The sequence below is a fragment of the Paenibacillus taiwanensis DSM 18679 genome (genome assembly GCF_000425125.1).
GTDB classification, from domain to species: domain Bacteria; phylum Bacillota; class Bacilli; order Paenibacillales; family Paenibacillaceae; genus Paenibacillus_B; species Paenibacillus_B taiwanensis.
Window position 1 is genome coordinate 249,641 of record NZ_AULE01000023.1, and the last position, 20,832, is coordinate 270,472.

Here is a 20,832-nt window from a genome sequence, read left to right on the forward strand (position 1 = left end):
CTGCTTACATATGCTTCAGGGACGACAATCCCATGTGCTTCTGACGGAAGGAAGGTGAGCAAAGATGAGTGAGATGGAACGGAGAAGACGGGAGCAGGGCATCTCTAATGCAGCGCCCTTGCAGCAGGCTGCGCTGCCGATAGACGTGGTATGCCCGTCTATCGTTCAAGCGTTGGCAAGCGGCAAGGGGGCCGTGCTTGTTGCGGAGCCTGGCGCGGGCAAGACGACCCGCGTGCCGCTTGCGCTGCTAGATGCGCCGTGGCTGAATGGCGGGCGCATCGTGATGCTTGAGCCGCGCAGGCTGGCCGCTCGAGCCGCTTCGCAATTTATGGCAGCCACGCTAGGCGAACGCGTAGGCGATCAGGTTGGGTATCGCGTACGCATGGATACGAAGGTAAGTGCAGCTACACGAATCGAAGTAGTGACTGAAGGCGTGCTCACACGAATGCTACAGACGGATCCGTCCCTTGAAGGGATTGGGCTGCTTATTTTTGACGAATTCCATGAAAGAAACTTGCACGCTGATCTCGGCTTGGCACTAGCTTTGGAGGCACAGAGTGTGTTAAGAGAGGATCTGCGTATATTAGTCATGTCAGCTACGCTTGAGGCGGAGCCTGTAGCAGCGCTGATGGACGGTGTGCCGATCATTCAGAGTAAGGGCAGGACGTATCCAGTCGAAACACATTATATACCACGCGTGAGCCAAGAGCCGCTAGAGACCGCCGTGGCTCGCCAAGTAGAGCGGGCGCTTCATACGCATGACGGGGACATTATGGTGTTTCTGCCTGGGGCGGGTGAAATTCACCGTACAGCAGGAGAACTTGCGAAAATGGGATATGGTGGTGCAAATAGAGCCGAACATTCCATTACAGTGCTGCCTTTATACGGGCAGTTGCCGCAAGAGGCACAAGATGCGGCGATCGCTCCGGGCCGCGCCGACGTTCGCAAAGTTGTCTTGACGACATCAATTGCGGAGACAAGCCTTACGGTTGAGGGTGTGCGTGTAGTCATCGACAGTGGTTATAGTCGAGTCTCACGATTTTCGCCGCGAACAGGAATGTCGCGTTTAGTGACGGAACGAGTGACGCAGGATGCAGCAGATCAACGGCGTGGCCGCGCAGGACGGCTAGGACCTGGCATTTGCTACAGATTGTGGTCAGCGGAGGAACATGGGCATTTGGCCAAGCAGCGGGTGCCAGAAATGCTGGATGCCGATCTGGCTCCGCTTGCGCTTGAACTGGCGGGATGGGGCAGTCCAGATGGCCAGGCGCTGCGCTGGCTAACCCCACCGCCATCAGCTGCTTTGCAGCAGGCGCGCCACCTTTTGGATCAATTAGGCGCGGTGTCAGATAAAGGAAAACTGTCGGCACATGGTCGGCGTATGATGTCCACAGGCTTGCATCCACGTTTAGCTCACATGGTGCTGATCAGCATGGAGATGGGCTACGGCCGAGAAGCGTGTGAGTGGGCTGCCCTTCTTCAGGAGCGCGATATTGTCAGGTCGGGCTCTACACGCAGTGGGGGGACTTTACCCGCGGAACGTATCGGTGGCGCTGACATTCGTTCACGATTGAAACTGATTAGACAGATGAGTACAAGTACAGTTAATAGTCGGCATAATTCAGGTGGGGGAACGAGTAGATTACAGGCTAATACCCAAGGAGACTCTGATACAGCCAATGGCTCCGAGGCAACAAGTTATGTATCTGCATCGAATAAGGTGTTAGTTGATCAAATCGATAGTGGCTCGTTATGGCGCGTACAAGAAGAAATTCGTAGACTTGAACGGACATTTCCGCAAATTTTCGAACAGAGCGATAAATGTAAGGATATTCAAGGTGGGGTGCTGCTGGCGCTTGCATTCCCTGATCGCATCGCTGAGCGCAGAGCGGACGGCCGTTATCTGTTGAGCAGCGGCAGGGGAGCCGCATTTGGAAAAGCGACTGCACAAGATCCGATTGCATACGCGCCTTATGTAGTAGCCGTGCAGTTGGATGATCAGGGAACGGATAGTCGCATTCAATTGGCGGCGCCTATTTCTTTAGAGGTCATTGAGGCACATCTAAAGGCGTTTATTAAGCGTACGATTACTGTCGAATGGGATAAAGAAGCCGAGGCGGTACGTGCATTGGAACAGATGAAGCTAGGCGCACTTGTGCTGCGCGAGCGACCGGATGCGCAGCCAGATGCGGATCAAGTGCTTGCTGTGCTCCTAGATGCTATAGCCCGTCATCCAGAAGGACTGCAAGTATTACCGTGGTCCAAATCTGCCCGTCAACTTCAGGCACGGCTTGAATTTATGCATTTTCACCGTCCTGATGAATGGCCTGCTGCGTCAGATGGTGCGCTTCTGGCTACGCTGCATGAATGGCTTGCGCCGCATTTGTATGGCATGCGCAAGCGCAGCGACCTCCAGAAGCTCCAGCTCACCTCGCTGCTGGAGGGACTGCTGCCGTGGCCGATGCGGCAGCAGCTAGACGCCGTGGCGCCGTCCAGCATCGTCGTGCCGAGCGGCTCCCGCATCGGCATCGATTACAGCAAGCCCGAACAGCCCGTGCTGGCGGTTCGCCTGCAGGAGCTGTTTGGGCTGCAAGAGACGCCGCGCATAGCAGGCGGCAAAGTGCCGCTAACGCTGCACCTCCTGTCACCGGCTCAACGACCGGTGCAAGTGACGCAGGACCTGGCAAGCTTCTGGCGGAGTACGTACTTTGAGGTGAAGAAAGACCTCAAAGGTCGATACCCTAAGCACTACTGGCCAGAAGACCCGACGGAAGCTCTGGCGACACGACGCACTCGCCCGCCAGGTGGATCAGCCTAACTCAAATAGGAACAGATTAGGCCAACAGGTATGTCATCGATTGGAAAGTGTGATCCAGATCACTTATAATAAAGAAATATCAAGTATGGATAAACTTCTACTCCATTATCTCCATAAGTAGGAGGAGAAGGTTGAAATACAGGGATGAATAATAACAATCTGGAGGTGGCACAGATGCCGCATATAGCTGTATCTTCTCATCTGTTGTCGATACTCGTATCGTTGGTCGGGGGCATAACGGTTATTATGCTGCGCTTGCGTGCGGCCAATAAACCAACCAATCAGATGAAGATTATTATGCCGCCTATTGGCATGGCGACAGGCTTTCTTATGTTTGTTGTTCCTGCGACACGGATTCCTTGGACTTATGGGTGGATCGCCTTTCTTGCAGGGGCCATCTTGTTTGCTTACCCACTTATAAAGACATCCAAGTTCCAACGAATCGAGAATGACATTTACTTAACACGTTCTAACATGTTTATCGTAGTTATTGTGAGCTTGCTTGTTATACGCTTATTGCTGCACGATGTGGTGGAGTCCTACGTAACACTGATGCAAAGCGCCAGCATATTTTTTATTTTGGCATTTGGCATGATTATGCCTTGGCGTCTCGCGATGTATGTGCAGTACCGCAAGCTAGTAGGTACGAGTAGCCGTTCTTCTTGAGAAGAGTGGAGTTGATCCGATCGGATTGCTTAATAAAAGGCCGGTCCTCTTGATGAGGAGTCCGGCTTTTTGGCTTGTAAAGGCACCTTTTTTAAATACCACGTGATAACCATCATTGTTCAAACCTAATTACGCAAGGCATGATAAGAGTGCCAATTATACATACATATAGAGATGTTGGATTACATGGGAGAAAGGATTTGTGTCACTATGCCACAATCTCAGCAATCTGCGCCCTCGGTCTGGAAGTCGTCCCGTTTTAACGCCCTTACGGAAGTTGATGACGGAGGACTCGTTGTATTTAACAGCTTTAGCGGAGCTATCGCATCATTTTCAATGGAGGAACGTCAACAAGTGCGAGATCTGTTGTCTGGCTTAACGACGGTAAGCACTCCACAGGGCATCGTGCACCATCTGATCGAGCAGGGGTTTCTCGTGCAGGAACATACAGATGAGTTGCATGGTGCAGCACACCTGCATCAAAACATATACGGCACGGATAGTATGCATCTGGTGCTGCTGGCGACGGAAGCATGCAGTTTTCGCTGTCATTATTGTTATGAGACGTTCCCCCGTGGACGGATGGAGAATCATGTAATAACGGGCGTAAAGCGTTATATACAACAGAAGGCAAATACGCTGAACCATTTGCACATTAGCTGGCACGGTGGCGAGCCACTGTTAGCTTGGGATGTCATTGCAGAGCTGTCAACATCGTTTATGGAGACGGCAGAAGCCGGAGTTATGCAGTATAGCGCGGATATGGCGACAAATGGTTATTATTTGACAGTAGAGAAGATGGAACAGTTGTTAGGGTGGAACGTGAATCGGTTGATGATTACACTTGACGGACCCGCGCGCGTTCATAACGAGCGTCGTCCGCTTGCTGGTGGGGGCGGCACGTATGAACGAATTATGAGCAATTTGATCGCATTACAGGCGACTCGTCTGCCATTTGATATTCACATCCGCATTAATTTTGATAATAGCACGCTGCAAGCCGTTGAGGCGTTTATTCCTGAACTCGCCAGACAGTTTGCCGGAGATGATAGATTTAAAATATATCCGCGTCCTGTCGGATGTATGGGAGGAGAAAATGATCTTCAACTCCCCGTATGTGATGATCGAACCAAGGATGAACGAATCTGGTCTTATCATGAGCAGATCATTAATGAAGGACTTCAGATGAGCTCTTTTGTACCGGAAATGTTAGTTCCTGGAGGGGCTGTATGTTACGCGGCTAAATCAAATTCGCTTATTGTGGGGGCAGACGGCAAACTGTACAAGTGTTCAGTCGCAATCGACGAGGAATACAATCAGCTTGGATATCTGGATGAAGAAGGACAGGCTCATATTGATTTCGATAAAATGCTGCTTTGGACCACATCAGGTGAGGAGAAAGATGAGAGATGCCAAGCCTGTTTTTTCCGCCCAGCTTGTCAGGGAAATCATTGTCCCTTGTACCGCATGCGTACTGGCAATCGTCCCTGCTCTTACGAAAAGCGTCAAATAAAGAAAACTCTTCGCACGATTTGGCTTCAAGAAGAGGCAGTTACAGCAGCGTTTATGAAATAATGAAGGAGGTGACTTGGCATGAAAATCATTCGTTCTGCTGCCCAAGCAGCTTGTATCCACACGGGGCGTGTCATGAAATCTGTGCCTGGGAATTTAAAATAATTTAAAAGAACGAAGCTGATCCTCTTTCCTGCCTACTAAAAGTGTACAGGGAAGAGGATCGCTAGTTCGTTTACTCAGTTATAGACTTCGTAAAGCGGATCACTTTTATTTCATTTGTGTCGCAAGGTGGCTATCTGTCCACGATTGTACCGTGCGATCATTTGGCAGGAACAAGGTGAGCAACCCCAGCAAGGGCAGAAAGCTTGTTGCAATCATCATGGTACTTTCGCTCGTCCACTCGTTTCCGAAACCAACCAATAAACTACCCAATCCCCCCATTCCAAAAGCAAGTCCAGTAATGAGGCCAGAGACGGTGCCGATACTGCTTGGATACAACGCTTGTGCATAGATAACGGCTGTTGCGAAGCTGGACAGCAAAATAAATCCTAATAGAGCTAATACAACGCCAGCCCAGAAGAGTGGGAGATAAGGCAAACAAAGTGCCAACGGAATAGCGCCAATTAGAGATGCAGCAATGAGGTTACGTTTGCCGAAACGATCGGCTAAAGGACCGCCGAACAAGGTGCCAAGCGCGCCCGCAGCCATAAATATAAAGATGTAGGTTTGGGCGTCCCCTTTTGTTAACCCGTAGTCGGATTGCAGATAGAAGTTGTAATACGTGCTAATTGCTGACACATACCAAGAGCGGATAGTCACGATTGTCACTAAGATGATCGTAGCCCCTAATATACGCTTACGCTGAGCAGGATCGATCGTGCCACGAGGCAGCTTCTTGGCAAATGTATATCCTTGCTTCATGCTGCTGCTATACCAGCGTGCAATAAAGCTCTGGACAATAATGCCCGCAGCGGCTACTACTGTAAACCAAATAGCGCCAACTTGCCCGAGGGGGATAAAAATCCATTTGGTCATTAGCGGAGCAAGCGATTGGCCCGTGTTACCGCCAACTTGAAAGATGGACTGAGCCAGTCCCTTACGGTTGCCAGCAGCCATATGGGCTACGCGCATACCCTCTGGATGAAAGGCTGCTGAGCCTAACCCTACAAATATAACTGCAACCATCACCATCACGTAGTTCGGAGCGTAGGCAAGCAGCAGCATGCCTGTAAATGTAAAGCACATCCCTATAGGCAGCAGCGAGGGGGTTGGCCTTCTGTCAGAAAAGAAGCCTACAACAGGCTGCATAATAGATGCTGTCACATTTAATGCAAAAGAGATCCACCCAATCTGTACGTATGTTAAGGACATCGAGTCTCGCAGGACGGGGAAGATTGCGGTAATAACGGCTTGAATGGAATCGTTAAACAAATGGACAAAGCTGATTGCAATGAGAATCCGATAAACGGTCTTCGACGTAGGCGCGGGCGCAGGTGCGGGTAACGAAGCGCCGCTAGGTGAAACGGTCAAAGAAGGGGATTGTGCCATACGTGGACTCCTCTCTTTAATCTTATATTTATAGGGGGATTTAAAGTTGTTCTCGTTGATGAATGTAACCATACTCTTGTTATGTAAAGTCAGGCAATAACGAAAAAAGCCCAATATCTGCATAAAACGGTATGTTACCGAAAGCAGACAGGGCTAATCACGATATTTCTTAAATTTCATTCTTTTTACGATAACTTAAACGAGAGGCAGTACATAAAGGCCCTTAGTGAACCGGCATTAAATAGAAGCTAGAATAGCAGATGGGCGATCCCTACTATAATAGGCAGCGTAATCATTGTCCGTAAAATAAAAATAAGGATCAGGTCCTTCATATGAACGGGAAGCTTGGAGCCAAGCAGCAGCCCGCCTACTTCGGACATGTATATCAGCTGCGTAACCGATAGAGCAGCAACAACAAACCGTGTCAGCTCGCTTTCGATACCGGAGGCCAGCACAGTAGGGAGGAACATATCCGCAAAGCCAACCATTACAGTTTGGGCGGCGGCCTCTGCTTCAGGTACACCCAGCACATTCAAGATAGGCAGAAAAGGCTTGCCAAGCCATTCAAACAGCGGTGTGTGCGTAGCGAGAGCCACTGCCGTTGTTCCTATGGCCATAACAACTGGAATGACGCCAACCCATAGGTCAAGAATGTTTTTGCCGCCATTATGGAAGAAAGAACGGAACCCTTCATGGCTTTTCGCTTTGGCAGCAGCTTGGTGCAGCCCCCAACGCCAAGACGTCCAGCCTGGCGGTACAATTTCCTCCGTTACGGCTACTGCTCCAGGCTCATACGTGTTAGGCTTGCGTGAAAGTGGCGGAATACGCGGCATAATAATAGCTGCGATCATGCCAGCAAACGTAACAGTTGCATAGAACGGCAGAAACATATGCCCGAGGTGTACATTGGATAACACAATAAAGCTAAACGTTATAGACACAGCTGTAAAGGTGGTGCCAATGACCGCAGCTTCGCGCTGCGTGTAATGACCGGATTCGTACTGCTTGCTAGTCATCATCACGCCAATTGTGCCGTCACCAAGCCAAGAGGCCATACAGTTAATAGAAGACCGACCAGGCAGCGTAAATAGTGGCCGCATCACTTTACTCATCAGCATACCTGCAAATTCCAGCAAGCCGAAGTCCACCAGCAGCGGGAGCAGCAAGCCAGCCAACATAAACACGACAAACAGACCAGGAAGCAAACTGTTGAGCAGCATCCCCCCTGTGTCAGCGGACCATATCCATTCAGGCCCTATTTTCCAATACGTTAAAATGGCAAACACAAAACCTAACGTACGCACACCAAACCAAAATGGTGTGACGTTAAACAACGTTCTCCACAGGTGATGGTGGGCAAGCCTGCTAGAACGAATGCCAATATTAATGAGTGAGCCAAGCCATGCAAGGGAAATGAGCATAACTGTTGCGGGAGCTAATATCCCTTCACACACTTGCTGAATGTATTTGGCGAGAAAAGCAATGGGCACCGTTACCTCTCCGTCCCACGAAACGGGGACTACGAATAACAATAGCCCTAAAATCGAAGGTATTAAAAAGGACAGCACTGCACTTGCAGACAGTCGCGAAGGCGGCGTCTGAAGGGAAGCTGAGTCATGGTTGGATGTCATGTAGTACGTTCTCCTCATACCGAAATAAGTATATTTATGCAACATGGACAACTTTATACGATTATAAGCAAAAATCCAACCCCTTTAGTCAAGGAATATGTTGGAATATACGGCGGAGCTTGCGTCATTTGCGGTGGGAGAGTAGGATTGACGTTGTATTTAGCAACAGAAAGGGGAGAGAACAGATGTTTTTGGTAACGATTACATATACATGTTCTGTAGAAGCGGTAGATGAATATTTAGATGGGCACCGTGCATTTCTCGACACGTATTATGCGGCGGACAAGTTTATTATGTCTGGTCCATTCGAACCGCGCAGCGGCGGTCTCATTGTAGTTGACACGGATGATGAGGACGAGCTTGAAGCGATTTTGTCTGCAGATCCCTTTTACCAGCATGGGGTCGCACGTTATGAGCGGATGCGATTCCGCCCTACGAAGGCAGCGGACTGTCTTAAAAATCGACTGTCGCTCAGCTAGTCACTAAAGCGAATCCCCCTAGCGATCACAAGCTTGCGCCAGTGTGGTCTAGGGGGATATTATTGCTCGGGAAATATTGTAAGCTTATGTCGAGCGATAACCTTAGGCGTCGTATCGTTTACTGCGATACAGAACGAGACACGCCACGATGGAAGCGATCATCCAGATGCAAATGATAGCGGCATGTACGAGTATATCTCCGATACTGCCACCTTTCCAAAGCAAGTCGATCGCTATCGTTAATCGCTCGGACGGTGTATAACTAACAAGCGTATTCACCAGCTCACTCTTGAGGGACGGTCCGAATAACGGGCCGAACATAAACAGTACCATAATCGGCATGCTGACAAATGTGGTTTCCATCGTGCTGCGGGATAACAATCCAATGATCGTGCCCATAGCCAAGTACATAATTAAAGTAGGTGCAATCGTTAAAAGTAATCCGGCGATAGGCACATGAGGCGTCTTACCTACCACAAAAGAAGCAATCAACACAAGAATGGTTAGCATACCTGCGATGACACTTTTGCCCATAAGGACTTCCATCGGTCTTGCCGGGGACAGCATCAGAACCCGTAGAGTATGCTTTTCTTTCTCTTCTGCGATCATAATCGCCTGCACGCTGGCACCTGTCATCATCAAAGCCATATTAATGGGCAGTGTTAGCACTAACGATGTTGCTCCTTCGGCAATTGTGCCAAACATATAAGAGAAGAGGATAGGCAGTACTGCCGTCAGCAGCAGGGTGGTGTTTTTCATTGCATCTTTATATTCTTTGCCAATAATAGCTTGAAGTCTACTCATGGAAAAAGTCATCATTTTAATACGCCTCCAGTTAAGGAAATAAAAATATCATTTAACGTCGGTTCGTTGGAATGAATGGATTGCACTTTGCCGCTAATCATCCAGTCATAAATCTGCTTGGCACCTTCCGCATCTTGTTTTAGTTGGAACGTACCTTCTGCTGTGGAGACGGTAACAGTATGGTCCGAATTATTTAATCGAAGCTGCTGTGGTGTGTCCATTGCGGCTAGTTTGCCTTGGTGAAGGAAGGCGATCCGGTCGCATATAGCTTCAGCTTCTTCCATATCATGTGTCGTCAAAAAAATCGTTGTTCCTGCACGATTTAGTTCACGTAGTGAATGATGAATATGACGAGTGTTGGTGGGATCAAGCGCTGAAGTAGGCTCATCGAGAAACAGCAGATCGGGTTGATGGATAAGAGCACGGGCTAATGTGACACGCTGCTTCATGCCTTTAGATAATGTTTTTACGGTTGTGCTGCGCTCCTGCTGGAGATTAACCTGCTCCAGCGCCTCATCTACACGTTTAGTGGATACGCCGTACAGCTTGCAATACAACTCCAAATTGTCTTTCACGGATAATCGGTCGTACAACGTGCTGTTGTCTGTTAATATGCCGATACGTTGTAAATGACGAGCGCGCTCCTGCTCATTCATCTTCTTCACATCAACCCCGAACACTTTGGCAATACCGGAACTGGGCATTAATTGGGCAGTTAATATTTTGACGGTAGTGGTCTTGCCTGATCCACTCGGACCTAAGAAGCCGAATATCTCACCTTTTTTGACGTGAAAATCAAGATGCTGAAGCGCGGTCTTATTCTCAAAAGCTTTAGTCATCCCTTGTACTTCAATAATGTGTTCCATGTATGCACCCTCACTTTGTAATTGGATATGATTTTGGCGGAGCGGTGTAATGTCCGTCCCTTCTGACACTTCCATCGTACGACGAGTACGCTCCTGTCACATCAAATATCGGATGAAATGCGCATACATTAGGTTGAATGGAGCCTCTTTAAGGGGTGAATGGAACACATCACGATATGCCTAGTATAAGCTTCATCTCCTCATATTTGCCTTTAGAGAGTGGGATTTTGCTTTTCTGCTCATCATCCAAAACAAGGCTGTAGCTGTTGCGTGACCAAATAATGACTTCACGAACACGCTGCAAGTTCACTAAGTAAGATCGGTGACAACGAAAGAAGCCAAAAGCTTTTAATTTTTGTTCCAACTGTAGCAATGTCATCGAGCTTGGATAGGTTTCGTGTTGGATGTGCAGATGCGACAGCCCATCTTGACTTTCCACAAAATTAATTTCAAGCGGATCAATAAGCACGATTTTGTCTTGAATACGTGCAGGTATTTTATCCAGCATAATGGGCGGGATGTATTTGACCTCGTGTTGATTGGTATCTTCAGCCTCTTCTTGTGATTGCTCAGAAGCAGGCTTGCCCGTCTCGTTCATCATATCATTGACCTTAAGCGAGGCATTTACCTCAGTGAGAGGTGCCTCGACGTGCAAGTGTGCAGCTTTTTCTGATGATGATGGCTCCTCATCGGAATAAGAAGAAGTTGGTAATTTTTCAAAGGATTCCATTTCTTCCGAATGTTCAGCGGAAAGCGCTACTTCATCGCTTGTGTCAGTGTCTGTCTTAATGTCCTGCTCTAGCACCATTTGCTTGAATCCAGCGGGTGTCCAACGGGTAATAAAGGAAGTGAGCGACATAGCGCTCTCTAAGGCTGGCACGGTCATCAACACAGCAGTGCCTTCTTCAATGAGGGCGGCAAGCCATTGACGCAGTATAAAGCAGCTTTCCATATCTAGCTGAAACTCAGGGTCTTCGATTAAAATCAGTCGAGGCGCATGAATAGCTGCACGAGCAAAATGAAAGCGTCGCTGTTCAGAAGCAGTTAATTTGAAAAGGGGCACATTTTGTTTTTCTTGCAGACCAACTATGTGGAGCATCCGGCTAATACGATCTTTATTAGAAGAGCCGAACAATTTCATATAAAACAAAAGAGCTTCTCGCGAGCTAAGCCGTTCGTAGACAGGGTCCTGTTGTCTGACCCAACCAACAAACGGCTGAAGCTGTTTCTTTAACACCAGTGGTTGATTGTTCCACGTTGCAGACCCAGATGAGGGTTGCTGTACACCTAGCAGAACATCTATTAACAATTGCCCCATCGCGTGATTACATTGAATAGCGGCACACTGGCCGGGCTCTATGTGAAGTGTTAGTGGATCAAGCAAAGTTGAATTTCCTTTGGTCACTTGCAGTTTCTTAATGTGAAGGCTAGAGCAATCATGCGAAGCTGCGGTTGTATGTGCTTGCTTGGATGCTGACATAGACTTTAATTCACTCCGTTTCTAATCGTTTCAAATTACAAATACTATACTTGATCATAAATCGAAACAGATATCTTGAATAGCCATAATATAGAAAGATGGTCGGTGGTCAGAAGCAATGTTCGGTAATTAACTAAGTATTATTTAAATTAGTAATTAAACATGAATTATATCTATATATTTACGAACAATTAGTTAAATATCTATTGACTCGTTCGCTTATGTCTATTACAATGTGATTGTTGCTTACAACAACCTGATAAGTATGATGCAATCAACATTGTCTTGTTCGTATATCCCTGATGATAAGGTTCAGGGGTTTCTACCGGGAACCGTAAATTCCTGACTACGATCGGATGTGCGGTTCTTTATCGCACTTCCGCATCGCGGTCAGGAATTTTTTTGCCTATGGCAAATGATATTCAAGTGAGCAATTACTTGATTAATGGTTATCAAGGAGGAACTTATGAGTAAGTATGATGTTATTGTAGTTGGAGCAGGTCCAGCAGGAATTTTCACTTGTTACGAATTGACTTTAAAAGCGCCGCATTTACGGGTTGCTCTGGTGGATAAGGGTCATGATATTTATCGTCGCAGTTGTCCAATTTTGGAAGAAAAGATTAAGATGTGTCCTCCGCCAGCAGGCAAGAAAGATTTTGCGGGCTGCGTTCCGGCATGCTCCATTACAAATGGCTTTGGTGGTGCGGGCGCTTACAGCGACGGTAAATTTAATGTAACGACTGAGTTTGGTGGCTGGCTGACGGACTATTTGGCGCCAACTCAAGTGCTGGATCTCATTCGCTACGTGGATAACATCAATTTGGAGCACGGGGCGACAAGAGAGATTACCGATCCGACAACAGGGACCGTGCGGCAGATCGAGCAGCAGGGTTATGCGGCTGGCTTGAAGCTGCTGCGTGCTCAAGTCCGGCATTTAGGGACAGAACAAAATCTTGAAATTTTGAAGTCCATTTATGAGTATCTTAAGCCTCGTATTGAGATGATATATAAAGCCGAAGTTACGGACATTGTGACGCATAAGCAGGACGGTAAACATAGAATCAAAGGTATAGAGTTAAAAAGCGGAGAGATTTACGAGGCGGATCAAGTCGTTATTGTACCCGGTCGAGATGGCTCGGCGTGGCTAACTGAGATTTTGAAGAAGCGCCGCTTGAAAATGTATAACAATCAAGTCGATGTTGGTGTACGTGTGGAAACATCTGACGTCGTTATGCAGGAAATTAACACGCACTTATATGAAGGGAAATTTATTTATAACACGTCTGTTGGCACCCGAGTCCGCACCTTTTGCAGCAATCCTTCGGGACACGTAGTAGTAGAGAACCATAGCGGAATTATGTGCGCAAATGGTCACTCCTACAAAGATCCGAAGCTCGGTTCGGCCAATACGAACTTTGCGCTGCTAGTGTCTCATCGGTTTACGGAGCCATTCGACAAGCCTAATGAATATGCACGTGAGATTTGTAAACGTGCAAACGACCTTTCCAGCGGGGGCGTAATTGTACAGAAATATGGCGATATTATAAGAGGCCGCCGTTCCACTGACAACCGGATTCGGGAAGGGTTTTTAGAGCCTACACTTCGCGAAGCAGTGCCGGGCGACTTAGGGCTGGTGCTTCCCTACAACACGATGAAAAGCTTGATCGAGATGATGGATGCGCTTGACAAGGTGACGCCAGGCATAGCCTCTGAGCATACGTTGTTCTATGGAGTTGAGGCCAAGTTTTATTCTGCTCGTCCGAAGCTGGACGATACACTTGAATCCGAGATTGAAGGCTTGTACTGTGGCGGGGACGGGGCAGGTATTACTCGCGGCTTAGCACAGGCAGGAGCAGCAGGCGTACACATTGCACGCAGTATTGTAGCAAAGCGGTCATAAAAGACGAGAAAACCGATTGGTAACAAAATAATAGGAGCGAGACACGGGACATATCTCTCGTGTCTCGCTCCTATTTTAGTCGAAATGGGGTTACGCTTCCCACCAGAACACACTCGTTTGAACGGACAATACGCCAAGCACGGAAAGTGAGGCACTCATGTTAAGGGATAACGTTTGTGAGGGCGGCACAATAATAGCACCATTAAAATTAAGCGTGAAAGGACCGCCCACAACAGGCATGGATATAATAGCAGTTCCTCCGCTAACAGCTGAAGTTGAGCTTGTGACGGTCATAATACTCGTGTTGCTGCTGCCTAGATTGGCATTATTAGTTGACACACCTGAAGGAGAGGACAGCGTACCACCTCTATACATCGTATATGTGGCTGACAAGCTCGACAACAGGCTTAGCCCAACCCCTACACCACCAGCAACACTGATAATATAACACGATTTTGTTGAGCTTCCATTGTTCATGCGCAGGGATGTAACAACAGAGCCGCCAAGTACGCCTAGTGAGGCAGAGTTGGTCGTAAACGCGCTGAACATATTACCGTTAATGCTGGCGCTGTATTGCGGCGGTGAGACAGCGGCGGGCGAACTGATCGTGTTAGTAGCCAAGGAGTATACTGAATTGTTGATTGAATTAAACACATGAAAGTTACTCATTATACTTCCCACCAGTTCAGGTTAACCGATCCCGTTAACGAGCCAACACCCAACGATACGGTAAAGACTTGATTTGGTGGTACGACGATACTGCCGCCAAAAGAAAAGGTGTACACACCCGCGGTCACAAAAGTAGAGTATAGAGTCGTTGGGGTTCCGCCTAGCGTACCTGTCAATTGTTTAGTCGTTACAATACTAGCTGTACCGTTACCTAGATTGCTGTTAATAGCACTCGGCGTTGTGCCTCCAGTGATGGTCCCGCCAGCGTATAGAATTAAACTGGCACTAGCGGAGGCTCCGCCTGATATGTTGTTCATATAGACAGATTTGCCGCTCCCAGATGGATTTGTAATTTGCAACAGCAGGTTTTGGCTTCCCCCTACGCTGACATTGCCTGTTGGCAGCAGAAAGGAAACTCCCGCAGCGGCAGCAGCCGCTGAAGCATCTTCTTCAACTGCCGGGTTGGTGTAGGTATTAGTGAGCAGTGCGTATAACTGGGTGGATGTCGTATTAAAGACGGCATGATTAGGCATTTATATATTACTCCCTCCTCATTAAAAGTGGGACTGATAATCTACTGTCCTTTACGGTTGATATAGAGTATGTGACGAGCAGTCATCTCGTGCGTGGACAAGTTCCGTTGTGTGGCAGGTATATAAATTTTAAGGTTTATGCCTATAGATCGCAGGTGATTGTGATAAATTGCACATTATCTATATGGAACGTTAGCTATTATAGAAATATAAGAATTTTAGCTAATTTCCATTCGTAAACCCACACCTAAAAGATGATTAGTCATAGAGGAGGAATCAACATGGCAGGCTATTTGAAGCCGCAAGAAATTGCAGCAGCTACCGTGGAGACTGGTGTAGTGAAGGCTCGTAATCCTTTAAGCGTGATGGCCCTGTTAGGCTTTTTGGCAGGTGCGTTTATCGCGCTTGGGTATTTATTATATATTCGAGTGACAGCAGGCGCACCCGCAGAGTGGGGAAGCATAAACAGCTTGATTGGAGCCGCATTGTTCCCTGTCGGGTTAATACTGGTGCTGCTGGCAGGCGGTGAACTGCTGACCGGCAACATGATGGCGGTGCCGTTGGCGCGGATGAAAGGACGTATTTCCACAATGGAGGTTGTCCGCAACCTGGTTGTGATTACAATAACGAATTTTTTGGGTGCATTATTTGTTGCTTATTTCTTTGGCCATATTGTAGGGCTGACAGGAAGCGGCGTATATTTGGAGAAAACGATTGACGTTGCAGGCCATAAGCTTCATGATACTTTCCTGCAAGCATTTGTATCAGGAATTGGATGTAACTGGCTGGTAGCTTTAGCGGTATGGCTTGCTTATGGTTCCAAAAGCTTTAGCGGAAAGATTCTAGGTATATGGTTTCCTACAATGGCGTTTGTTGCGATTGGATTTCAGCACGTCGTGGCCAATATGTTTGTAATACCTGCTGCGATCTTCGAAGGCCACTATAGTTGGGGACAGTATATGACTAATTTCGTTCCGGTATGGCTTGGTAACCTGGTCGGAGGTGCCGTATTTGTGGCAGGTATTTATTACATGGTCTATTTGAAAAAGTATGAACCTGTATCTGTTGGAGCATCTGCATCTGTCGAGAATGTAGATTCAGATTGTACAGCCGCGCCTCAAGCTTCAGCGGCATCTTCTGTTTCGAATGTGAAGCCTCATCTTAATTAGTATCAAGCTATATGTATACAGCGGATCAAGGCTGTCTCTGAAGCAATTATGCTTTTGGGGCGGTCTTTTATTTTGAATATCGTTTGTTTCACTCTCCCGATAGCTCAGGCAGATGCTAGTCTGTTGACACCCTTTTAAAAGGATTTTAAAAGGATGGGCAGTTTGGATAGGCAGTTTCTGAGTCAAGGGGAGAGTGAAGCTAAGGACGCGGATAAGATATGGATAGTAGTTGAGCAGGTGTCGCTACAACTATCTGCGTACATCCTAAAGGCGTGGTAACACGATTACATGAATAACAAGATCAAATTTGTAGTGTCATGAATTACAAATTTCAAAAGTGAACTTTTTCACATGAATGATATCGCTAACGTGATAATATAAAAGTAAGTTATTAAGTGAAAATATTCACTATTATCAAAATTACATTTTGATGTGAATTACGAATTTTGCTTAATGACAGTAGAGATAGAGCTAGGGTTAGCACTAAACTAGGCTGAAAGGGAGTATTTTAATGAAGAAGTGGGTAGCAACAGTATTATCGGCTGTGATGGTGATGTCCATGTTAGCTGGTTGCGGCAGTAAAGGGGAAACGGCGGATGTTGTTGTAGTTGGAGCAGGCGGCGCAGGTCTGTCGGCTGCGGTTAAAGCAACAGAAGACGGAGCTAAAGTTATCGTTCTTGAGAAGATGCCAATGGTCGGCGGCAACACAACGCGTGCGACAGGCGGCTTAAATGCAGCGGGCACCAAGCAGCAAATAGAAAAAGGGATTAAAGATAGCCAGCAACTATTTTTCGAGGATACGATGAAGGGCGGATATGATAAGAACAATCCGGATCTTGTTCAAGTCTTAACGACAAATGCCAAAGGTTCCGTCGAATGGCTTGAGGGCTTTGGCGCAGATTTGTCTGACGTAGGCCGGATGGCGGGTGCCAGCGTGAATCGGACACACCGTCCTACAGGCGGCGCAGCTGTAGGTTCGCATATTGCTTCGGTATTGGACAAAACAGCTAAAGCTAAAGGTATTGACGTGCGCACGCGTAATGAACTGACAGAGATCGTGACGGATAAAGACGGTAATGTAACGGGTGTCAAAGCAAAAGATAAAGAGGGCAAGGAATATACTATTAACGCAAAAGCTGTCGTGTTGGCAACAGGCGGATTCTCTGCCAACCAAGACATGGTCATGAAGTACAAGCCTGAACTAAAAGGTTTTGCCACTACCAATCACCCTGGTGCAACAGGAGAAGTGATGGATATGGCTAACAAGCTTGGTGCAGGACTTGTTGATATATCGGAAATACAAACACACCCGACCGTAGTGCCTGATAAAGGTGTGATGGTAACAGAAGCTGTTCGTGGCAACGGGGCCATCTTATTAAACAAAGAGGGTAAACGATTTGTAAATGAGCTGTTAACACGTGATGTTGTGTCCAAAGCGATTTTGGAGCAAAAAGACGGGCGCGCCTTTTTATTTTTTGACAAAGGGATGCGTGATAGCTTAAAAGCTACAGAAGAATATTTTAATATGAGTTTGGTTGCAGAAGCAGACAGCGTAGAGGCGCTGGCTGAAAAACTTAATGTAGATAAAGCAGTTATGTCCGAGTCTGTAAAAGAGTACAATGGGCTGGTTAAGGCGGGTAAAGATAGCCAATTCGAACGTGCTGATTTGCCTCGTGAGCTAAACAAAGGTCCTTATTATGCGATCGAAGTTACACCTGCTGTTCACCATACGATGGGTGGTCTCAAAATTAATACAGATGCACAGGTGTTAAAAGAGGATGGCACGATTATGAAGGGATTATTTGCAGCTGGTGAGGTAACGGGCGGCGTGCATGGCGGCAACCGTCTTGGTGGCAACGCGCTGGCTGATATTATTACATTTGGCAAGATTGCAGGCACAAACGCAGCAAAGTTAGTAAAATCCTAACCTAGCTAATAAGAACTGGTATAACTATAAAGCGAGTATAGCGAGTAAGTGATTAAATGGATGCAGGGGAGAGATTGACGATGAAAAAAGCAGCTTCGTGGGTGGCACTTGGTCTTGCGGCAGCATTGCTGTTGTCTGGTTGTGGCGGCGCTGGTAAATATAAAGATGGAACATATGAAGGAACAGGCCGTGGAGCATCGAGCGACATTAAAGTGGCGGTAACGGTAAAAGCGGGCAAGATCGAGAGCATTGAACTGAAAGAACATGAAGAAACTGCACAGTTAATTGAAGCAGTTAAAGAGAATACAATTCCTGATATTGTGACGAAGCAGGATACGGCAGGTGTAGAGGCATTAACGGGTGCAACCAAATCTTCAGAAGGTGTACTTGCTGCCGTGAAGCAAGCACTGGAGCAAGCCAAATAATTGTAACTCCATAGGAAAGGGGCCGTTCATTAGAGCGGCCCTTGTTACATGTTGGCACGGTAGAGGTTTGTTCAGTATCGTGAATGGAGAATGGGACATAACGAGAGAAAGACAACGTTATTGTAATGTTTAATTTTACATTTGTAATAAATATATCTTGATTTTAAGATTTTATGTATTATTTTTTGCACCATTTGTCACGTTAATGCTCACTTTTATTGATAAATGTATGATACACTAGTAGCAGCTCAACAGTATTTGCACATTTACATGTACGACATACTGTAAGCGCCTACAACGTGATTGATGGGAGGAATTCGGCTATGAGACTACATGTTACAGGTGACATAAGTGCGTTGCTGCCAGGCATTCAAACGTTACAGTCGAATCTGGGGTTTGAACAGAGTGAAGAGGGCATAACCGTTCAGGTGGAACAAGCCAAAGGTAAGCTATTTGTGAAGTGGGAGCAGGGTAAGGGATGGATTCGTTATGAGGAGCCCATTCACTTTTTCCGCGCGTTAAGCTTGCTGGTGGAAAGAATACAAAACGATGCAGAAGGCGTTACTGAGGAAGAGCCTCAGTTTACTTATAACGGCACGATGTTTGACGCATCGCGCAATGCTGTGCCAAACTTGCACATGATCAAGCAGACATTGCGCTCGATGGCGCTAATGGGCTTAAATGGACTTATGTTGTATACCGAAGATACGTATGAAATTAAAGAACGTCCTTACTTCGGCTACATGCGCGGTCGCTACACAGCGGCAGAGTTACGTGAAATTGACGAGTACGCAGCACAATTCGGGATTGAGGTTATCCCGTGCATTCAGACACTAGGGCACTTGGCGCAAGCGCTGAAATGGGACTCGATGCTGGAATTACGGGATACGGAAGACGTGCTGCTTGCTCATTATGAAGATACTTATGTGTTTATCGAGCAAATGTTTAAGGCAGTATCGGATTCTGTACGTTCGAAGCGGATTCATATCGGTATGGATGAAGCGTTTGGGCTAGGATTAGGTCGTTATTTGATCAAAAATGGCTTTCGGGAACGCTTTGATATAATGAATGAGCATTTGGCAAAAGTGCTGGAGCTAACAAAAAAGTATGGCTTGGAACCGATGATGTGGAGCGACATGTATTTCCATCTATTGATGAAGGATGGCGGCCATTATTATGATGGGGAAGTCGATTTCACTGCGGAAGTTGTATCCCAAATTCCAAAAGGTGTACGCTTCGTATATTGGGATTACTACCATAACGATCAGGCGTTCTATGAGGACTTTATTGATAAGCATCGCCAGCTTGGCTCAGAACCTGTATTTGCAGGAGGGATCTGGACGTGGGGCAGCATAAGTCCTAACTACGGCAAGACGTGGGAGAATACGAACCCGGCGCTGCTCGCCTGCAAGGCCAAAGGCGTGAAGGAAGTATTCGCAACGGCATGGGGTGATAATGGCCAAGAGACCAACCTAATGACGACCTTGCTAGGCTTGCAATTGTTTGCAGAGCATGGCTACACTTCCGGCGATGTGGACGATAATCGATTGAAGGAACGTTTCCGTACATGTACAGGGCAGAGCTTCGATGATTATTGGCAGCTCACTTATTTGGATGAGACTCCAGGCGTAACGGTGAACAACATGCACAGCTCAAACAGTTCGAAGTTTTTGCTTTGGCAGGACACCTTGATTGGATTGTTTGACAAGCATTTGGAGGGTGAACTGGAAACGTCGTTACCCGAGCATTATAAGCAGCTGGCGCATCGCATGACAGCGGCAGAGGCGAACGCCGACGGCGATCATAAGCTAGTATTTAACTTGTATACCAAGCTGGCTGCGGTACTGTCAGAGAAGGCCACCCTAGGCATTCAAGTTACCCGCGCCTATCAAGCGGGTGATAAGGAAACGCTGCGCCGTTTGGCGGAATGCTCCATTCCGCTTGTGCACTCGTTAGTCGATGCAACACGCAAAGCGCACCGCAAGCTGTGGATGGCCACATGTAAGCCATTTGGCTGGGAAGTGCTTGATATTCGTTACGGCGGCGTGTTGTCCCGCCTGCAATCGGCAGAAGATCGGCTGATTGATTACGTGGAAGGGCATGTGGAACGTTTGGAAGAGCTAGAGGCTGAGCGCCTGCCATTCCAATATTTAAGTCCTCCTGAGGAGCATATTATTGCGCAGGGCACCTTCTATCACCGGATCGTAACCGGTGCTGTGTTATCGGCAACTTAATAGCTCACCTCACAGCGCCATTGAATAGCTATACCATTAAATAGCTATAAAAAAGAAAGCCCTGTCGCAAAGTGATGAAGTATTAAGGACTGATCCCTGTCTCAATGACGGGACAGTCCCTCCAGCTTCATCACTGCGGCGGGGCTATTTAAGCAGCGGTGCACCGGC

The 20,832-nt window shown here is 47.3% G+C and carries 16 protein-coding genes and 1 riboswitch; of the genes, 9 read left to right on the top strand and 7 right to left on the bottom strand.

Annotated features, from left to right (window positions below):
* The first annotated feature begins 73 nt into the window (after positions 1-73).
* From hrpB to H509_RS24145, 3 genes are all read left to right on the top strand, one after another.
* Positions 74-2,818, top strand: coding sequence for an ATP-dependent helicase HrpB (hrpB, locus tag H509_RS0103320; protein WP_051286807.1), 2,745 nt, complete (start codon positions 74-76; stop codon positions 2,816-2,818).
* Between the two features lie 144 nt (positions 2,819-2,962).
* Positions 2,963-3,484 carry a CcdC family protein gene (locus H509_RS0103325; protein ID WP_245595974.1) on the top strand — a complete coding sequence of 174 codons (522 nt, stop codon included), beginning with the start codon at positions 2,963-2,965 and terminating at the stop codon, positions 3,482-3,484.
* 210 nt (positions 3,485-3,694) lie between these two features.
* Complete coding sequence (locus tag H509_RS24145; RefSeq protein ID WP_036695992.1) at positions 3,695-5,059, top strand: radical SAM/SPASM domain-containing protein; 1,365 nt, start codon at positions 3,695-3,697, stop codon at positions 5,057-5,059.
* Positions 5,060-5,266: 207 nt separating this feature from the next.
* On the opposite strand, the gene H509_RS0103340 is transcribed toward H509_RS24145, so the two are convergent.
* Entirely contained in the window at positions 5,267-6,547 is a 1,281-nt protein-coding gene (locus tag H509_RS0103340) for an MFS transporter (protein ID WP_036695997.1), read from the bottom strand.
* Positions 6,548-6,795: 248 nt separating this feature from the next.
* A complete protein-coding gene (locus tag H509_RS0103345) occupies positions 6,796-8,178 on the bottom strand; it encodes a YjiH family protein (RefSeq protein ID WP_028543817.1) in 1,383 nt (460 codons plus the stop codon).
* 185 nt (positions 8,179-8,363) lie between these two features.
* Here H509_RS0103345 and H509_RS0103350 point away from each other — a divergent pair, with 185 nt between their 5' ends.
* Positions 8,364-8,657 (top strand): YciI family protein, encoded by a 294-nt coding sequence (locus H509_RS0103350; RefSeq protein ID WP_028543818.1) that lies wholly within the window; start codon positions 8,364-8,366, stop codon positions 8,655-8,657.
* A 102-nt stretch (positions 8,658-8,759) separates the two neighbouring features.
* On the opposite strand, the gene H509_RS0103355 is transcribed toward H509_RS0103350, so the two are convergent.
* From H509_RS0103355 to H509_RS24150, 3 genes are all read right to left on the bottom strand, one after another.
* Entirely contained in the window at positions 8,760-9,476 is a 717-nt protein-coding gene (locus tag H509_RS0103355) for an ABC transporter permease (RefSeq protein WP_245595975.1), read from the bottom strand.
* A complete protein-coding gene (locus H509_RS0103360) occupies positions 9,473-10,327 on the bottom strand; it encodes an ABC transporter ATP-binding protein (protein WP_028543820.1) in 855 nt (284 codons plus the stop codon). The genes H509_RS0103355 and H509_RS0103360 overlap by 4 nt, the downstream gene beginning before the upstream one ends.
* Positions 10,328-10,496: 169 nt before the next feature.
* A complete protein-coding gene (locus tag H509_RS24150) occupies positions 10,497-11,807 on the bottom strand; it encodes a LytTR family transcriptional regulator DNA-binding domain-containing protein (RefSeq protein WP_051286787.1) in 1,311 nt (436 codons plus the stop codon).
* Between the two features lie 269 nt (positions 11,808-12,076).
* A riboswitch (purine riboswitch) is annotated at positions 12,077-12,176 on the top strand.
* A gap of 97 nt (positions 12,177-12,273) precedes the next feature.
* On the opposite strand from H509_RS24150, the gene H509_RS0103370 reads away from it, so the two are divergent.
* A complete protein-coding gene (locus tag H509_RS0103370) occupies positions 12,274-13,707 on the top strand; it encodes an NAD(P)/FAD-dependent oxidoreductase (RefSeq protein WP_028543821.1) in 1,434 nt (477 codons plus the stop codon).
* Between the two features lie 90 nt (positions 13,708-13,797).
* Here H509_RS0103370 and H509_RS0103375 read toward each other — a convergent pair whose 3' ends face one another.
* A complete protein-coding gene (locus H509_RS0103375; RefSeq protein ID WP_028543822.1) occupies positions 13,798-14,376 on the bottom strand; it encodes a hypothetical protein in 579 nt (192 codons plus the stop codon).
* Positions 14,376-14,909 carry a hypothetical protein gene (locus tag H509_RS0103380; RefSeq protein WP_028543823.1) on the bottom strand — a complete coding sequence of 178 codons (534 nt, stop codon included), beginning with the start codon at positions 14,907-14,909 and terminating at the stop codon, positions 14,376-14,378. The genes H509_RS0103375 and H509_RS0103380 overlap by 1 nt, the downstream gene beginning before the upstream one ends.
* Before the next feature lie 281 nt (positions 14,910-15,190).
* Between H509_RS0103380 and H509_RS0103385 the strand changes: the two genes are divergently transcribed.
* The 4 genes from H509_RS0103385 (at position 15,191) to H509_RS0103405 (ending at position 20,664) form a co-directional block, all read left to right on the top strand.
* A complete protein-coding gene (locus H509_RS0103385; RefSeq protein WP_028543824.1) occupies positions 15,191-16,078 on the top strand; it encodes a formate/nitrite transporter family protein in 888 nt (295 codons plus the stop codon).
* Positions 16,079-16,589: 511 nt separating this feature from the next.
* On the top strand, positions 16,590-18,005 hold the full coding sequence (locus H509_RS0103395; RefSeq protein WP_028543825.1) for a flavocytochrome c: 1,416 nt from the start codon (positions 16,590-16,592) through the stop codon (positions 18,003-18,005).
* Positions 18,006-18,085: 80 nt separating this feature from the next.
* Entirely contained in the window at positions 18,086-18,430 is a 345-nt protein-coding gene (locus H509_RS0103400) for an FMN-binding protein (RefSeq protein WP_028543826.1), read from the top strand.
* Positions 18,431-18,753: 323 nt separating this feature from the next.
* Entirely contained in the window at positions 18,754-20,664 is a 1,911-nt protein-coding gene (locus H509_RS0103405; RefSeq protein ID WP_028543827.1) for a beta-N-acetylhexosaminidase, read from the top strand.
* Positions 20,665-20,832 lie beyond the last annotated feature (168 nt).

Excerpts from the sequence above, each read along its gene's own strand:
- H509_RS0103400 (WP_028543826.1), top strand. The coding sequence starts at position 18,086 with ATGAAAAAAGCAGCTTCGTGGGTGGCACTTGGTCTTGCGGCAGCATTG.
- H509_RS24145 (WP_036695992.1), top strand. The coding sequence starts at position 3,695 with ATGCCACAATCTCAGCAATCTGCGCCCTCGGTCTGGAAGTCGTCCCGT.
- H509_RS0103370 (WP_028543821.1), top strand. The coding sequence starts at position 12,274 with ATGAGTAAGTATGATGTTATTGTAGTTGGAGCAGGTCCAGCAGGAATT.
- H509_RS0103340 (WP_036695997.1), bottom strand. The coding sequence starts at position 6,547 with ATGGCACAATCCCCTTCTTTGACCGTTTCACCTAGCGGCGCTTCGTTA.
- H509_RS0103385 (WP_028543824.1), top strand. The coding sequence starts at position 15,191 with ATGGCAGGCTATTTGAAGCCGCAAGAAATTGCAGCAGCTACCGTGGAG.
- H509_RS0103350 (WP_028543818.1), top strand. The coding sequence starts at position 8,364 with ATGTTTTTGGTAACGATTACATATACATGTTCTGTAGAAGCGGTAGAT.
- H509_RS0103355 (WP_245595975.1), bottom strand. The coding sequence starts at position 9,476 with ATGATGACTTTTTCCATGAGTAGACTTCAAGCTATTATTGGCAAAGAA.
- H509_RS0103380 (WP_028543823.1), bottom strand. The coding sequence starts at position 14,909 with ATGCCTAATCATGCCGTCTTTAATACGACATCCACCCAGTTATACGCA.
- hrpB (WP_051286807.1), top strand. The coding sequence starts at position 74 with ATGGAACGGAGAAGACGGGAGCAGGGCATCTCTAATGCAGCGCCCTTG.
- H509_RS0103395 (WP_028543825.1), top strand. The coding sequence starts at position 16,590 with ATGAAGAAGTGGGTAGCAACAGTATTATCGGCTGTGATGGTGATGTCC.
- H509_RS0103405 (WP_028543827.1), top strand. The coding sequence starts at position 18,754 with ATGAGACTACATGTTACAGGTGACATAAGTGCGTTGCTGCCAGGCATT.
- H509_RS0103375 (WP_028543822.1), bottom strand. The coding sequence starts at position 14,376 with ATGAGTAACTTTCATGTGTTTAATTCAATCAACAATTCAGTATACTCC.
- H509_RS0103345 (WP_028543817.1), bottom strand. The coding sequence starts at position 8,178 with ATGACATCCAACCATGACTCAGCTTCCCTTCAGACGCCGCCTTCGCGA.
- H509_RS24150 (WP_051286787.1), bottom strand. The coding sequence starts at position 11,807 with ATGTCAGCATCCAAGCAAGCACATACAACCGCAGCTTCGCATGATTGC.
- H509_RS0103325 (WP_245595974.1), top strand. The coding sequence starts at position 2,963 with ATGAATAATAACAATCTGGAGGTGGCACAGATGCCGCATATAGCTGTA.
- H509_RS0103360 (WP_028543820.1), bottom strand. The coding sequence starts at position 10,327 with ATGGAACACATTATTGAAGTACAAGGGATGACTAAAGCTTTTGAGAAT.